Annotated in this window: 16 protein-coding genes; 8 read left to right on the top strand and 8 right to left on the bottom strand. The window is 69.8% G+C overall.

Annotated elements, in window-relative coordinates:
* Positions 1 to 27: 27 nt before the first annotated feature.
* From FKR81_RS10100 to FKR81_RS10090, 3 genes are read right to left on the bottom strand one after another with little or no spacing between them, the layout of a single operon-like run.
* Positions 28 to 753, bottom strand: coding sequence for a phosphotransferase family protein (locus FKR81_RS10100; protein WP_146350700.1), 726 nt, complete (start codon positions 751 to 753; stop codon positions 28 to 30).
* Positions 754 to 768: 15 nt separating this feature from the next.
* Positions 769 to 1,278 (bottom strand): DUF305 domain-containing protein, encoded by a 510-nt coding sequence (locus FKR81_RS10095; protein WP_146350699.1) that lies wholly within the window; start codon positions 1,276 to 1,278, stop codon positions 769 to 771.
* Positions 1,279 to 1,318: 40 nt separating this feature from the next.
* Positions 1,319 to 1,597, bottom strand: coding sequence for a hypothetical protein (locus tag FKR81_RS10090; RefSeq protein WP_146350698.1), 279 nt, complete (start codon positions 1,595 to 1,597; stop codon positions 1,319 to 1,321).
* 147 nt (positions 1,598 to 1,744) lie between these two features.
* Here FKR81_RS10090 and ctaD point away from each other — a divergent pair, with 147 nt between their 5' ends.
* From ctaD to FKR81_RS10060, 6 genes are all read left to right on the top strand, one after another.
* Positions 1,745 to 3,532 carry an aa3-type cytochrome oxidase subunit I gene (gene ctaD / locus FKR81_RS10085; protein ID WP_146350697.1) on the top strand — a complete coding sequence of 596 codons (1,788 nt, stop codon included), beginning with the start codon at positions 1,745 to 1,747 and terminating at the stop codon, positions 3,530 to 3,532.
* Positions 3,533 to 3,608: 76 nt separating this feature from the next.
* Positions 3,609 to 4,823: a phosphoserine phosphatase SerB gene (gene serB / locus FKR81_RS10080; RefSeq protein ID WP_146350696.1), complete on the top strand. Its 1,215-nt coding sequence runs from the start codon at positions 3,609 to 3,611 to the stop codon at positions 4,821 to 4,823.
* A 53-nt stretch (positions 4,824 to 4,876) separates the two neighbouring features.
* Positions 4,877 to 5,500: a peptidyl-tRNA hydrolase gene (locus tag FKR81_RS10075; protein ID WP_146350798.1), complete on the top strand. Its 624-nt coding sequence runs from the start codon at positions 4,877 to 4,879 to the stop codon at positions 5,498 to 5,500.
* Positions 5,493 to 5,939, top strand: a complete 447-nt coding sequence (locus FKR81_RS10070; RefSeq protein ID WP_146350695.1) for an HIT family protein — start codon at positions 5,493 to 5,495, stop codon at positions 5,937 to 5,939. The genes FKR81_RS10075 and FKR81_RS10070 overlap by 8 nt, the downstream gene beginning before the upstream one ends.
* A 38-nt stretch (positions 5,940 to 5,977) precedes the next feature.
* Entirely contained in the window at positions 5,978 to 6,811 is an 834-nt protein-coding gene (locus FKR81_RS10065) for an NmrA family NAD(P)-binding protein (RefSeq protein WP_146350694.1), read from the top strand.
* Between the two features lie 37 nt (positions 6,812 to 6,848).
* Entirely contained in the window at positions 6,849 to 8,255 is a 1,407-nt protein-coding gene (locus tag FKR81_RS10060; RefSeq protein WP_146350693.1) for a phospholipase D-like domain-containing protein, read from the top strand.
* Between the two features lie 119 nt (positions 8,256 to 8,374).
* Here the strand turns inward: FKR81_RS10060 and FKR81_RS10055 are convergent, their stop codons facing one another.
* Positions 8,375 to 10,378 (bottom strand): ATP-dependent DNA helicase, encoded by a 2,004-nt coding sequence (locus FKR81_RS10055; RefSeq protein ID WP_235921425.1) that lies wholly within the window; start codon positions 10,376 to 10,378, stop codon positions 8,375 to 8,377.
* Between the two features lie 78 nt (positions 10,379 to 10,456).
* Between FKR81_RS10055 and FKR81_RS43460 the strand changes: the two genes are divergently transcribed.
* Entirely contained in the window at positions 10,457 to 10,885 is a 429-nt protein-coding gene (locus FKR81_RS43460; protein ID WP_186762885.1) for a hypothetical protein, read from the top strand.
* Here FKR81_RS43460 and FKR81_RS10045 read toward each other — a convergent pair.
* The 4 genes from FKR81_RS10045 to xrtP all read right to left on the bottom strand — a co-directional run bounded on the left by FKR81_RS10045 (position 10,882) and on the right by xrtP (position 14,227).
* Positions 10,882 to 11,595, bottom strand: a complete 714-nt coding sequence (locus tag FKR81_RS10045; protein WP_146350691.1) for a hypothetical protein — start codon at positions 11,593 to 11,595, stop codon at positions 10,882 to 10,884. The two genes, FKR81_RS43460 and FKR81_RS10045, sit on opposite strands and share 4 nt — an antisense overlap.
* 10 nt (positions 11,596 to 11,605) lie before the next feature.
* Positions 11,606 to 12,190: a biotin transporter BioY gene (locus FKR81_RS10040; protein ID WP_146350690.1), complete on the bottom strand. Its 585-nt coding sequence runs from the start codon at positions 12,188 to 12,190 to the stop codon at positions 11,606 to 11,608.
* 110 nt (positions 12,191 to 12,300) lie between these two features.
* The gene (locus FKR81_RS10035) at positions 12,301 to 13,674 is read right to left on the bottom strand and encodes a glycosyltransferase (RefSeq protein WP_146350689.1); all 1,374 of its coding nucleotides are present in this window, start codon (positions 13,672 to 13,674) and stop codon (positions 12,301 to 12,303) included.
* Positions 13,675 to 13,708: 34 nt separating this feature from the next.
* On the bottom strand, positions 13,709 to 14,227 hold the full coding sequence (gene xrtP, locus FKR81_RS10030) for an exosortase P (protein ID WP_235921424.1): 519 nt from the start codon (positions 14,225 to 14,227) through the stop codon (positions 13,709 to 13,711).
* 295 nt (positions 14,228 to 14,522) lie between these two features.
* Between xrtP and FKR81_RS10025 the strand changes: the two genes are divergently transcribed.
* Positions 14,523 to 15,296, top strand: coding sequence for a choice-of-anchor P family protein (locus tag FKR81_RS10025; RefSeq protein ID WP_146350688.1), 774 nt, complete (start codon positions 14,523 to 14,525; stop codon positions 15,294 to 15,296).
* Positions 15,297 to 15,300 lie beyond the last annotated feature (4 nt).

The following is a 15,300-nucleotide window of genomic DNA, read 5'->3' as shown; positions in this document are numbered from 1 at the left end:
ACCGACCTCACGTCGGTCGAAGTGGCCTCAACGGCTCAACACCTCGGTCCAGCACGCGGCGTGCGCGCGCCGGACGGTGAGCCACGCCGAGACGGCGGCCGGCGAGTAAGCGCCCGGATAGGCGGCCACCGCGGCGGCCCCGTCGAGCCGCTGGGTGTGCAGCAGGCACGCGAGATCCCACTCGACCGGCCCCAGCCAGGTGTCCTCGAAGTCGTTCCACACCGGACCGGCGGGCGTCCACAGCAGGTTCCCCGGATGCGCGTCCCCGTGCAGCGGCCGAGCCGCGCCACCAGCGGGCCGATCGGGCGCAGCACACCCAAGAGCAGCCATGTCGTCGAACGGCATGGCCACCGGCAACGGTCCCGGATACCGAGCCAGCTCGGCGTGCAACGAGGCCAGCAGGGAGGCGAACGAAGCAGGTGACGGCACCACCGACAGGTCGTGCGGCACGTGCTGCGTGAACGTCATCGTGAACCCGGAGTGCGCGTGCGGACCGGGCGGCAGCTCGCCGGACGCGGGAACCACCGGCACGCCCCGAGCGGCCAGGTAGGCCGACACGGCGAGGTCGCGTTCGAGGAACGCGGCCGGTGACCGCACCAGGGCGGTCGCCGTGGCCACGCGTGCCACGACCGGAGCCGGCCGCAGCCAGATCAGGGTGTTCGACAGGTGTCGCAGCACGAGCGGAGAAGAAACGGTGAGGCCGTGCGCGCGAGCCACTGAGACGGCTGCGCGCACGGCTGCTGAAGCACTCACCGGAAGAGAGTCACATCAGCCCTGGGGCAGCAGCGACTCCATTTCGGCGATCTCCTTCTCCTGTGCGGTGATGATGTCGCCCGCGAGCTTCTTGGTGTCCGGGTCGGTGCCCTTCGCCTGCTGGTCGCGCGCCGACTGCACGGCACCGCGGTGGTGCGTGATCATCAGCGCCAGCCACTGCCGGTCGAACTCGGTGCCCTTCAGCGCGGTCAGGGTCGACGTGTCGACCATGCCGTGACCGCCGTGGTCAGAGTGGGACGCGGGCGAGCCCCATTCCTTCAGCTTGCCGTTGAGCTTGTCGATCTCCGGCTGCTGGCCCTTCTCGATCCGCGAGGCCAGTTCGATGACGTGGGTGTTCTCGGTGCGGCTCTCCACGAGCTTCGCCATGGTCAGCGCCTGCTCGTGGTGCGGGACCATCTCCTGGGCGAACTTCACGTCCGCCGAGTTGTGCGTCGCGGGTGAGCCGCACGCCGTGAGCGCAGCGAGTACCGCCACGCCGATGAGCGCGGTGCGCAAGATCTTCATTCCTTTGTTCGTGCTGATGGGAGACGGGGGCCTGGTCTCCTCACAACCGCAGCACGACCAGCCGGGTGGGCACGTCGGCCACCACGGGCGCCGCGCGCGGCAGCAGCACCGCCGCGGCACGCGCCGGAGGCGGCGGGAAAGTGGTACCGGATGTGCCGGCCTTCCGCAGCGCGACGAGGCCGACGGCCGTCACGACCAGACCAATGCACAGGTGGAGGCTCGGGTCGTGGTCGCCGTGGGCTTCGGAAGGTTGCGCGACCTGGTGCATGGCGAAGACGCCGAAGAGCAGCGTGAGCACCAGGAGAGCACGGGTCGGCACGCCGCCAGAATAGGACACCCCGAGCAGGTGTGACTTGCGCTACGTCGCTGGCCACCGGCCCCAGCCCACTCGCGAACGGCTGATCGCCTCCGTCTACGATCCGGGGAGTTTTCCGAACGACTGGTCCCACCAAGGCCTGGAGGAACCGTGACGGCCGTAGCCCCGCAGCCGATCGCAACGCGTCCGTTCCCGACGCGCAAGGCGGTCAAGGGTTCGTTCCTGCTGCGGATGTTCCGCACCACGGACCACAAACAGATCGGCATCCTGTACCTGGTCACGAGCTTCGCCTTCTTCATGGTCGGCGGCGCCATGGCCATGCTGATGAGGACCGAGCTGGCCCGGCCCGGTATGCAGTTCTTGTCGCAGGAGCAGTTCAACCAGCTGTTCACCATGCACGGCACGATCATGCTGCTGCTGTACGCGACGCCGATCGTGTTCGGGTTCGCGAACTTCGTGATGCCGCTGCAGATCGGTTCGCCTGACGTGGCGTTCCCGCGGCTCAACGCGTTCTCGTACTGGCTGTACCTGTTCGGCGGCCTGATCGTGATGTCGGGCTTCATCACCCCCGGTGGCGCCGCCGACTTCGGCTGGTTCGCCTACACGCCGCTGAGCAACGCCATCCACTCGCCCGGCGTCGGCGCCGACCTGTGGATCGTCGGCCTGATCATCGGTGGTCTCGGCACCATTCTCGGTGCCGTCAACATGATCACCACGGTGGTCTGCCTGCGCGCGCCCGGCATGACGATGTTCCGGATGCCGATCTTCACCTGGAACATCCTGGTGACGTCGATCCTCGTGCTGCTGGCGTTCCCGATCCTGACCGCCGCGCTGTTCGGCCTGCTGGCCGACCGCCACCTCGGTGCGCACGTGTTCGACCCGGCCAACGGCGGCGTGATCCTCTGGCAGCACCTCTTCTGGTTCTTCGGTCACCCCGAGGTCTACATCGTCGCCCTGCCGTTCTTCGGCATCGTGTCGGAGATCTTCCCGGTGTTCAGCCGCAAGCCGATCTTCGGTTACAACGGCCTGGTCTACGCGACGCTCGGCATCGCGGCCCTGTCCGTGGCCGTGTGGGCGCACCACATGTACGCCACCGGCGCCGTGCTGCTGCCGTTCTTCGCGTTCATGACGTTCCTCATCGCGGTCCCGACCGGTGTGAAGTTCTTCAACTGGATCGGCACGATGTGGAAGGGGCAGCTGACGTTCGAGACCCCGATGCTGTTCAGCGTCGGCTTCATCGTCACGTTCCTCTTCGGTGGTCTGTCGGGCATCCTGCTGGCCGCCCCGGCCATCGACTTCCACGTGTCGGACACGTACTTCGTCGTCGCGCACTTCCACTACGTGCTCTACGGCACGATCGTGTTCGCGACGTTCGCCGGCATCTACTTCTGGTTCCCGAAGATCACCGGCCGGATGCTCGACGAGCCGCTCGGCAAGCTGCACTTCTGGACCACGTTCCTCGGCTTCCACGGCACGTTCCTCGTCCAGCACTGGCTGGGCAACGAGGGCATGCCGCGCCGGTACGCGGACTACCTCGCGTCGGACGGCTTCACGGCGCTCAACACGGTCTCCACGATCGGCGCCTACGTCCTCGGCGCGTCGACGCTGCCGTTCATCTGGAACATCTTCAAGTCGTACCGGTACGGCGAGGTCGTGACGGTGGACGACCCGTGGGGCTTCGGCAACTCGCTGGAGTGGGCGACCTCCTGCCCGCCGCCGCGGCACAACTTCACCGAGCTGCCCCGGATCCGCTCCGAGCGGCCCGCGTTCGAGCTGCACTACCCGCACATGATCGAGCGCATCCGCAACGAGGGCCACGTGACCTTCACGGGCAAGGCGATCGCGCACGAGGACGCCAAGGCTGCTCCTTCTGAGCTGGCAACTGCAGCGATCCAGTCGGGCACGGCTTCGGAGAAGTCCCAGTCCGATCACCAGTAACCTCATACGCAGTGGTTCAACGGCGAGCCCCGGCCATCCTCGGCCGGGGCTCGTCGCGTTCACGGAGGAGTGCGAAGTGAAAACACCCGTACTGATCACCGTCACCGGGCCGGACAAGCCCGGTGTCTCCTCCGTGCTCTTCGCGGTTCTGACCAGGCACGGCGTCGACGTGCTCGACGTCGAGCAGGTCGTCATCCGCGGCAGGCTGGTGCTCGGCGCACTGGTCTCGACCGACCACGACCCCGAGGGCCTGCAGGACTCCGTCGAGCAGGCCATGGCGACCGTCTCGATGCACGTCGAGGTCGAGATCGGCGCCGACTCCAAGCGCACGTCCCGGCTCGAGTCGAGCCACGTGATCATCGTGCTGGGCCGGCCGGTGACCGCGCGCGCGTTCACCGAGGTCGCCCGCAAGCTCGCGTCGAGCGGCGTGAACATCGACGCCATCCGCGGCGTCGCCGACTACCCGGTCACCGGACTCGAACTGCGCGTCTCGGTCGCCGACGACACCATGGACAGCGACGTCGAACTGCGGGCCGCGCTGGCCGAGGTGTCCGTCCGGGTCGGGCTGGACATCGCCGTCGAACGCGCCGGCCTCACCAGGCGGGCCAAGCGGCTCGTCGTGTTCGACGTCGACTCCACGCTCATCCAGGGTGAGGTGATCGAGATGCTGGCCGCGCACGTCGGGTGCGAGGAACAGGTCAAGGAGATCACCGACGCCGCGATGCGCGGCGAGCTGGACTTCTCCGAGTCGCTGCGCCGCCGCGTCGCGCTGCTCGAGGGTCTCGACGAGAAGGCGCTGGACGAGGTCGCCGCGAACCTGGAGCTCACGGCGGGCGCGCGCACCACGATCCGCACGCTGAAGCGGCTCGGGTTCCGCTGCGGCGTCGTGTCCGGCGGGTTCACCAAGGTCATCGAGGGCCTGGTCGAGGAGCTCGGCCTCGACTTCTGCGCGGCCAACCAGCTGGAGATCGTGGACGGCAAGCTGACCGGCAAGGTCGTCGGCGACATCGTCGACCGCGCGGGCAAGGCCGTCATGCTGCGCCGGTTCGCCGAGGAGGCGGGCGTGCCGCTGGCGCAGACCGTCGCGGTCGGCGACGGCGCCAACGACATCGACATGCTCGGCGCGGCGGGCCTCGGCGTGGCGTTCAACGCGAAGCCCGCGCTGCGCGAGGTCGCGGACACCGCGCTGTCGCACCCGTTCCTCGACGCCGTGCTGTTCGTGCTCGGCGTGACGCGGGCGGAGGTGGAGGCCGCCGACGCGGCCGACGGACTGGAGCTGACCCGGCTGTGATCCTGGAGCTCATCGCGTCGCGGAACTACGCGACCGAGACGGAGGTCCGCGCGATGCCGATGGTGCTGCGGATCGAGAAGTCCCGCCTGCCGTCGCGCACCGCGCTGCTGGAGGCGTCGGCCGCCGCCGCGGTCGCCGTCTGCCTCGACCCGCGCTCCGCGCAGGACGGGGAGTGGTTTCCCGAGGTCAGCGCCTGGGTGAGCGGCCGGATCCGCAAGGTGTCGCGCCGTGCGCGCGGCTCGCACTGGGAGGCCGTGCAGGCCCTGCCCGGCGTGACGATCACCGTGGACGACGCGTCCGTGCGCGCGCTCGTGCCGTCGCTGGTGTCCGAGACGCCGAAGGAGGTCGCACGGCTGCAGATCTCCGGCTCCGAGCTGCCGTTCGACACCCCTGGCCCGGTGCCGGACGGTGCGCGCGTGCTGTACCTGAACCCGCGCGTCGAGATGACCGCGGGCAAGGCGGCCGCGCAGGTGGGGCACGCGTCGATGCTGCTGGCACCGCATCTGTCGGAGGCGGAGCTGGCCGCGTGGGCTGCTCTGGACTACCGGTGCGCGGTGCGGACGCCTTCGCCCGCCGAGTGGGACGAGATGCTGCGCCGCGATCACGTGGTCGCCGTGCGCGACGCCGGGTTCACCGAGGTGGAGCCGGGAACGGTGACGGTGCTGACCCTTGGCTGAGCGTGTTGAGCTGCCCGCGACCGTCGACGGCGAGTGCGTGTTCTGCGCGATCGTCGGTGGCCGTTCGCCCGCGAGCGTCGTCTACGAGGATGCTGAGCTGCTGGGCTTCGCCGACCTGCGTCCGGTGACGACCGGGCACCTGCTGGTGATCCCGAAGGCGCACAGCACCGACCTGGCCGGCCTGCCCGCCGAGGTCGGTGGACGGATGTTCCAGGCCGGCCAGCGGTTGGCCGCGGCGTTGCGGCGCACCGACCTGCGGTGCGAGGGCGTGAACATGTTCCTGGCGGATGGCGTCGCCGCCGGGCAGGAGGTCTTCCACGTGCACCTGCACGTGATCCCGCGGTTCGCCGGTGACGGGTTCGTGCTGCGCGCGGACTGGCGGATCCGTTCGCGTGCCGAGCTGGACGAGGTGGCCGCCGCGGTGCGCGTCGCGATCTAGGCCCTGACCTGACCTACATCGCTCGTAGCGTCGGTGCCATGACGATTCTGGTGACCGGCGCGACCGGCGTGGTGGGGCGGAACGTGGTGCGGCAGCTCGTCGAGGCGGGCGAGGACGTGCGGGTGATGAGCCGCCGTCCGGCGGACGGAGCCGTGTACGGGGACCTGCTGAAGCCGGAGACCGTGCCTTTCGACGGCGTGGACCGCGTGTACCTGTTCCCGGTCGACGAGACCGCCCGCGAGGTCGTCGCACGGGCTCGGGAGGCCGGGGTGCGGCGGATCGTCGACCTGTCGGCCGCGTCGGTCACCATCGGCCTGCACGTGAACCCGGTGGAGCAGGCCGTCGAGGAGTCCGGTCTCGAGTGGACGCACGTGCGCCCGGCGGGCTTCATGGCGAACCTGCTGCCGCTGTGGGCGCCGTCGGTCCGCGCGGACCGCGTGGTGCGCTACCCGTTCCCGGACGAGGTGGGCGTGCCGGTCCACGAGGCGGACATCGCGGCCGTCGCGGTGGCGGCGCTGCTGGAGGACAGGCATGCGGGCCGGGAGTACACGCTCACCGGTCCCGAGCTCGTCACCGTGCGCGAGCAGGTCGCGGCGATCGGTGCGGCACTGGGGGAGGACGTCCGCTTCGAGGAGGTCACGCGCTCGCGGGCCCGCGAACTCTGGCTCGCTGAAGGACATCCGGCGGAGTTCGTCGACTTCATGCTCGGGTTCGTCAACTACGACGGCAGCGAATCCGGTGACAGCAAGGGCTTTTCCGACGACGACTACTCCGCGTTGATGAAGCCGTGGCCGGGTGTGCAGGACGCGACCGGTCGCTCCGCGCGCACCTGCGCAGAATGGGCACGGGACCACGTCGAAGACTTCCGCTGACGTTTGAAACCCCTCGAAACCGGGCAAAGCACCTGCTGTGGGCGTACTCGACGTGCTCGACGAACGGCTCGGTGACGGGCTGGAGAGCCTCCTGTGCGCCCACCACACGCGCCGCCTGCGCAAGCTCGGGTGGGAGGACGCGCTCGAAGGCCACAGCTGGTTCTCCCCGCGCAGGCCGGTGCGCCAGGGCAACCGGGTGCAGGTGCTGGTCGACGGGCACGAGGCGTTGCCGCAGATCGCCGACGCCATCGAGGGAGCCAGGAAGCTCGTGCACCTCGCGAACTGGCACGCCAGCCCGGACTTCCGGCTCACCCGCGAACCCGGCGCACCGCAGTTGCGCGAGCTGCTGTCCGCGGCGGCGGAACGGGTGCCGGTGCGGGTGCTGCTGTGGGCGGGGCCGCCGATGCCGTTCTTCGAACCGACGCGCACACGTGCCAGGAACGCGCAGCGCGCCTTCACGGAGAACAGCAGCGTGCGGTGCGAGCTGGACGCGCGGGAACGCACTTTGCACTGTCACCACGAGAAGATCGTCGTCGTGGACGACGAGATCGCGTTCGTCGGCGGACTCGACCTGACCGCCGTCGAGGGAGACCGGCACGACAGCACCGACCACCCGCCGACGCGCCCGCTCGGCTGGCACGACGTGGTCGTGCGCCTCGAAGGCCCGATCGTCGCCGACGTCGCCGAGCACTTCCGCCTGCGGTGGACCGAGATCGCCCGCGAGCAACCACCACCGCCCGAGGTGCCGGAACCCGTTGGCACGTCAGCGGTTCAGCTCGTGCGCACGGTTCCGGAGCACACCTACGACTTCGCGCCGAAGGGCGAGTTCAGTCTGCTCGACGCCTACGTCGGCGCGCTGAAGTCGGCGCAACGCCTGGTGTACCTGGAGAACCAGTTCCTCTGGTCGCCGGAGATCACCGAGATCCTGATCGACAAGCTGCGCGACCCGCCCGACGACCGTTTCCGCGTGGTGCTCGTGCTGCCGCGCAAACCCAGCAACGGCGCCGACACCACGCGCGGCCAGCTGGGCAGGCTGCTCGACGCCGACGACGGCGGCGGCAGACTGCTGGCGGCCACGCTCACGTCCCACGACGGCTCCACCGCCACCCCGGTGTACGTGCACGCCAAGATCGGCATCGTCGACGACCGCTGGCTCACCGTCGGCAGCGCGAACCTCAACGAGCACTCGCTGTTCAACGACACCGAGGTCAACATCGTCACCGACGACGCCGCGCTGGCCCGTGACACCCGGCTGCGGCTGTGGTCCGAGCACCTGCAGCGACCGCGCGACGAGGTCGACGGCGATCCCACGGACGTCGTCGACCGGTTGTGGCGCGGCACGATCGAGAGCGGCGCCCGGCACCGGCTGTCCGCACTCCCCGACGTGTCACGGCGCGCGGGGAGGTTGCAGGGACCGCTGCGCGGACTGCTCGTCGACGGCTAGCAGGACTTTGCCGGGTCGTGCTGACCAGGGGACGAGCGGGAGGTCGACGCGCCCGCGGAGGATCGTGCGGCGGCACTGGAGTTCGGGGCCGAGCTGGCCCTTCGGCTGGGGGAGCCTGCTCAGGGCGTGACGGACGCGTCCAGGCGTTGAAGGGCCGCGCGCACCACGGTGGGGTCGTAGGTCGTCCAGAACGGGGGGAGTGAGGCGCGCAGGAAGCCGCCGTAGCGGGCGGTGGCCAGCCTCGGGTCGAGGATCGCGACGACGCCCTTGTCGTTCATCGACCTGAGCAGGCGGCCCGCGCCCTGGGCGAGCAGCAGGGCGGCGTGGGTGGCGGCGACCGTGAGGAAGCCGTTGCCACCACGTGCTGACACGGCCTTCTGGCGGGCGGACGCCAGCGGGTCGTCCGGCCGCGGGAACGGGATGCGGTCCATGATCACGAGCTGGAGCGCGGGGCCCGGCACGTCGACGCCCTGCCACAGCGACAGGGTGCCGAACAGGCAGCTGCGCTCGTCCTCGGCGAACTTCTTCACCAGCAGGCCGGTCGCGTCGTCGCCCTGGCACAGCACCGGGTAGGACAGCCGGTCGCGCAGGGCCTCGGTGGCGGCCTTCGCGGCGCGCATGGACGAGAACAGGCCGAGTGCGCGGCCGCCTGCCGCGTTGACCAGTTCCTCGATCTCATCGAGGTAGGCGGGCGGCAGGCCGTCGCGGCCCGGTGGGGGCAGATGCCGTGCCACGTAGAGGATGCCGGACGTGCCGTGCTCGAACGGGGAGCCCACGTCGAGGCCTGTCCACTTCGGACCGTCGATGCCCTTGTCGGTGGCGGCGCCCTCGATCTTGCGGACCTGGTCGGACGGCGGCAGGCCCCATTGGCGGGCCATGGTGTCGAACGCGCCGCCGAGGGTGAGGGTCGCCGACGTCAGGATGGTGGTGCGCTTGCCGAACAGGCGCTCGCGCAGCAGTCCGCCCACGCCGAGCGGGGCGACGCGCAGGGAGGGGTTGCGGTTGTTGAAGTCGCCGGACACCCACACCACGTCGTGCTCTTCGTCGAACGCCTCCAGGATGCGCACCGCGCAGTCGTGGATCTCCTCCAGCGACGACAGGGCCAGCTTGCGGGCCGTCGCGCCCTCGACGTCCTCCTTGCGGTCCGGGCCCAGCGCGCTGATGCACATGTGCGCGGCATCGCGGGTCGCCGCCAGAGCGCCGGCCAACGCCTTGGGCAGTGCGTCGAGCCTGCCGATCGGCATGTCCTCGAGGATCATCGCCAGGCCGTCGCTGGCCTCGGCCACCCGGTCCGCCACGTCCTGGTCGATCAGGCGGCCGCAGCGGCGGGCGGCCGTCGCCACCAGCGAGCCGCTCAGCTCCTCAGTGGCCACCGACGTCACGCGGTCGACCAGGTCGTGCGCCTCGTCGATCACCGCGACGTCGTGGTCGGGCAGGACCTGGTAGCCCTCCAGCGCGTCGATGGCGAGCATCGCGTGGTTCGTGACCACGACGTCCGCCTTGCCCGCCTCGGCGCGAGCGCGTTCGGCGAAGCAGTCGGCGCCGATCGGGCACTTGCTGACGCCCAGGCACTCCTTGGCCGTCACCGACACCTGGCGCCACGCCTGGTCGCTGACGCCGGGCACCAGCTCGTCGCGGTCGCCGGTCTCGGTGTCCGACGACCACTCGTGCAGCCGCTTCACCTCCCGGCCGAGCCGCGACACCGCGAACGGGTCGAACAGCGCCGCCTCGTCCGGCTCGTCCGGCGCGCCGTTGTGCACCCGGTGCATGCACAGGTAGTTGCGCCTGCCCTTGAGGATCGCGAACGTCGGCGTCCGCCCCAGCTCGGGCTTCAGCGCCTTCGCGAGCCGCGGCAGATCCCGGTCGACCAGCTGTCGCTGCAGCGCGATGGTCGCCGTCGACACGACCACGGTCTCGTCCTCGGCCACGGCGTGCCTGATCGAGGGAACCAGGTACGCCAACGACTTCCCAGTACCCGTCCCCGCCTGCACCGCCAGGTGCTCGCCGGTGCGGATCGAGTGGTCGACCGCCTCGGCCATCTCCACCTGGCCTGGCCGTTCCGCACCACCGACGGACTCGACGGCGGAGGCGAGCAGGCTGCGGGTGGGGGGTACTTCGGGCACGGGTGAACCGTACCTGGACGCACCGACAGGTTCGGGCGGCACGGCCGCACCTGTGGACAACTCCGTCATGATGTGCGCATGAACCGGAGACTGGGGGCGGTCCTGGCCGGGTGTCTGGCGCTCAGCGCGTGCTCGCCGGGCAGCGACGGCAAGGTGATCGTGGGCAAGGGCGAGAACGGCGACGTGGTGGCGGTGCTCGGCATCTGCGCCACCGACCGCTCCGTGCACCTCCAGGTGGCAGGCCCGGTCGGCGCGGCCGGTCCCGGCCACGACGAACAGCTGCTGGTGAACGAGCACGCGTTCGTCTCGGGCGACGTCGGCAGGATCGTGCTGGAGGAACTGCCCGGCCGGGGGACCGTCAGGGTGGGGGCGAGCGTCAAGGTCGCGAAGGTGAGGGGGAGCGACGGCGAGCTCATCGACCACCACATGCAGCCCGTGGTGCTCGACCTGGCCACCGTGCCGGACCTCCCGCCGGACGTCGACGAGGTGGCGCGCTCCTACTGCTAGCCAGCGGCCAGCACGCGCTTGCCCAGCTCCAGCGCGGCGGCGCCGTGGTCGACGGTCAGCTCGACCGACGACGGGTCACGGCGCGCGGCGACCAGGTCCAGCAGCAGCGGAGCCAGGTCCGGCCACCGAGCGGCGGCCAGTTCGGCGGCGCGCGACTTCGACACGATCTCGCCCGTCCGGATGGTGTGCCACAGCCGGGCGGGCCCGAACGCGATCCACAGCAGCGGCTCGCGGAACACCGGCCGGTGCTCCTCGCGGTTGGTCAGCACGCGGTCGGCCTGCTGGAGCAACGGCTCCCAGTACGACCGCAGGTTCTCCCGGCAGTGCGCCACGACGTCCTCGCGCGTCACCGGGCAAGCGGGCCGCGTCCCGCGCACCGTGGAAGAAAGCGTGCGCAGCTGTTCCCACAGCACCGGTGTGAGGTCACCCTGCGACGACGCGTCGACCTTCCCGTCCCGGCCCCACGCCACGGTCGACGCCGACGAGACGGGCTTCACCAGCTCGCCGGCCAGCACGTAGATCACGTCCACGTCGACGGGGGCCATCAGCACGGAAAGATCGGCGGGCACGTGCGCCAGCTCGATGACGACGTCCAGGTCCGAGTCGGCCACGACGTCGTCCATGACCGCGGACCCGACGACGTGCGCCCCGACGACAAGCCCGGGAGCAGCGGAATCGAGCTGCGCGAGCAGCTCATCAGCGGAAGTCACGCGATCGACGCTACCGGCGGAAGCGGTGCACCAGCGCCCACGCGCCCGGCAGCAGACCCGCCGCCAGCGCGATCTTGACCGCGTCACCCAGCAGGAACGGCAGCACCCCGACCGCGACGGCACGGGAGAAGCCGATCGACGCGGCGGCCATCAGCCACGGCACACCGACCGCGTAGATCACCAGGTTGCCGAGCGCCATCGTGCCGACCGTCCGCAACGGCGTGCGGTCACCACCGCGCGACGCCAGCCCACCCACGAGCGCGCCCGCGAACACGAACCCGACGACGTACCCGAGCGACACCGGCGCACCGGACGTGCCGCCCTGGAACCACGGCACACCGGCCACACCCGCGATCAGGTACAGCAGCATCGAGGTGGCACCGCGCTGCCAGCCGAGCGACGCGCCGACGAGCAGCGCGGCGAACGTCTGACCGGTCAGCGGGACAGGGGATCCCGGGATGGGCACGGCGATCTGGGCGGCGAGCCCGACCACGACGGCGCCGGTGGCGACCAGAGCGAGGTCGCGCACGACAGAGGTCGACACGAGGTCGGCGAGCACCACGCGACGCCTTGACGACACGGCGAGTACGGACACCACGGCCTCCTGCGGTTTCCACCTGTTCCACTTCGGAGGCTAAACGGCGAACAGCCGCAGGTCTTTGTCGATTGCCTACAAATCACATCCGAGTGACACGACACACACCATCAGTGATCCAGTGCCACCTTGCCTGCGACGTGCTCGGTGTTGCGGCGGGTCTTCGTCCACCCGTTGTGCCCGCGCACCAAGCGAATCAGCGCGCGCCACGACGTGATGTAGAAGGTGTAGATGTAGAGCGCGTAGCCGAATCCGTAGCCGATGGACCGCCACACGGACGTACCCGGTTCGCACCTGGCGCGGTAGACGGGTCCCCAGAGGACGAACGGCAGTAGTCCGAACGCACCATAGACCGCGAACAGAATCCAGGCACCGTCGAAGAACCACGCCGCGACCTCGCCGGGATCTGTCAGGAACCGCCACCCCATCAGGAACATCGGGATCGGGTAGATGAGCGTGCCGAGCAGCTGCATCCACGGCTGGGCGAGGTAGTACATCATCTCCGCGGCGCCCAGCGTGGACAGGTGCTCGGAGTCCCAGATGCGGCGCAGGTACCGCATGCACTGCATCGTCCCCTGACCCCAGCGCGTGCGTTGCGCGAGGAACCGCCGCAGGCTGTACAGGCCCTCCTGGTTCACGTGCGTGTCCATGGTGAACCCGGTGCGCCAGCCCGCGGTCAGCAGGTGCACGCCGAGCTCGAAGTCCTCCAGCAGCGACCCGCGCCACGGGCTGCCGGTCGGGCCCGCGATCGAGTCCAAAGCGGACAGTCGGGTGAACTGGCCGTTGCCGCCCATGGAGATCGTGCCGCTGACGCCGCGCGACATCTGGATCGCCGCGATGGCCGTGCGGAACTCCAGGTCCTGCATGCGCACCAGCGAGGCGCCGAAGAACCGGCGCCAGCGCGCGACGCCGACCTGTCGCTCACCCTTGTTGATCATCCGGACGTCCACCTGCACGGCACCGATCCGCGGGTCGCCGAACAGGTGCTCCGCCGCGCACACCTCGAGGCAGTTGGTGCCGGGACGGCCGTCCGCGTCCACCACCACGATGATCGCGCGGTCGGCGTCCGCGTGCCGCCCCATCCACATCTTGACCGTGCGGTAGGCGTCGTTCAGCGCGTCGCCCTTGCCGGTGCGCGCCTGCGGGCGGTGCCGCTGCACCAGGTGGATGTGCTTGTCGGTCTCGCCGCCGTTGCGCCGCAGCATCCGCACGACACCGGCGGTCTTGTCGTCGGAGTCGTCGTCGATGACCCACACGTGCGCGATGGGGAAGTGCCCGCGCAGGTACCTGATCGTGTCGCCGATGACGGCCTCCTCGTCGCGGCAGGGCACGAAGAAGTGCCACTCCAGCGAGTTCGGCACGCCCAGCGGCGCCGGCTTGCGTCTCAGGTACGGCACCACGATCACGAAGACGTACGTCACGAAGGCCACGCTCATGGTGAGAGCGAGCGCCTGCGTGAACCCGAGAACCAGGTCCAAGTTCATGGCGCCTCCGCTGCGAAAAGTACGTCGGCGCGGTTCACTTCCGCGTGGCCAGCCAGACGAAAGCGACGAGCGCGGCCGCGCCGCCGAACACGCTGACCATGGAACCCAGCAGCGTGTGGCCCCAGTAGTACCCGGTGTCGACGCCCAGCCACTTCACCAGCCCGACGAGCGTGAGCACGCGGAACTGGTTGACGATCACCACCGCCAGCGCGGCGACCCCCAGTGCGACCAGGACGCGCTGCTGGATGCGCGGCCGCAGCGCGATCATCACAGCACCGACCACGAGCAGCGGCAGCACCAGGAACGCGGACGTGCACTCGGGCGTCATGCGCAGCCCGAGCGGCGTGTCCGAGCCGAGTCCGAAGTAGACGGTCTGCCGTTCAGCGGCCACGTGCACGCCGTCCGAGCTGAGCAGTGCGAGCACCGCGCCGGACAGCGAGATCTCAGCAGTCCGGTACAGGCGGTGCGCGAGCACCAGACCGGCGGCTGCGGCGAGCAGGACGACGACCGTCACCCGGCTCGGGAAGGCGGTGCGGCGGACGGCAAGCGTCACCCCAGGATCCTTTCCACCGATGGAGAGCGCCCAGACGGGCTACACCCAAGGCCATCGGTCCACACAACGTCAGCCCTCACCCCCGGATCGGGTGACGCCTTCACCCGTTTTCGCCACAGAAACGCACGATGAGTGGTCTCGATTGGGCGTTCTGGGTGGTCGCGTCACTAGATACGGGGAGTAACCCTCAATTCCCCCGTTGGAAAGCCGATCTGGGTAATTGCCCCCCAGATGCGTGAACCAGATTGGTTCGACCGCGCTCTGGAAGGCCCCGGAGGAAAGGAAAAAGAGCTACATGCGTGTGCGAATGACGCGTCGCGGTGGCCTGGCCGGTGTGGTCGCCATCGCGGCGCTGCTGGTCGGTGCCGCACCGGCCTCAGCTGCACCGGGGGACGCCTCGGCCTACGGCGCGAAGCTCAACCTGACGCTGCTGAACAGCCCGGCGGTGTCTGCCGGCCCGTTCGCCGCAGCCGATGCGAACGGTCCCACGAAGAACACGTTCGTGGGCGTGGACCTCACCGGCGTCCTGAAGACCGGCGTGATCAACACGTCGGCGTCGCGGGACGAGAAGACCGGCGGGGTGTACTCGCGGGCGAGCACCGCGGACGTCCGGCTGGACCTGCTGAGCAAGGTGACCGGCAAGATCACCGCGGAGCTGGTCGAGGCGGAGTGCGAGGCCACCCAGAAGGGTGTCACCGGCAAGTCGAAGCTGGCCGGGGTGAACCTCGGCAAGCTGGGCCAGGTCAACGCCGATCCGGCGCCGAACACGAAGCTGGACGTGCAGCTGCTCGACATCGCGATCGCCGAGGTGATCTTCAACGAGCAGATCAAGAACAAGGACGGCAGCCTCACCGTCAACGCGATCCACGTGAAGTTGTTGCAGGGCAAGCTCGGTTCCATCGGGACCGGCGACCTGATCCTGTCATCGGCCACGTGCGGCCCGGCCGGCCTGCCCATCCCGATGGCGTCCGGTGCCGGCCTGTGGATCGGACTCGGCCTGCTGGGTCTCGTCGCGGTGCCCGTCGGGTTCACCGCGATCCGCAGGCGCAACGCGCTCAACGCCGCCTAGGAGC

The sequence above is a fragment of the Lentzea tibetensis genome, assembly GCF_007845675.1.
In the GTDB taxonomy this organism is placed as follows: domain Bacteria; phylum Actinomycetota; class Actinomycetes; order Mycobacteriales; family Pseudonocardiaceae; genus Lentzea; species Lentzea tibetensis.
Note: the sequence above shows the minus strand (reverse complement) of the source record. Positions and strands in the feature narration are given on the sequence as shown.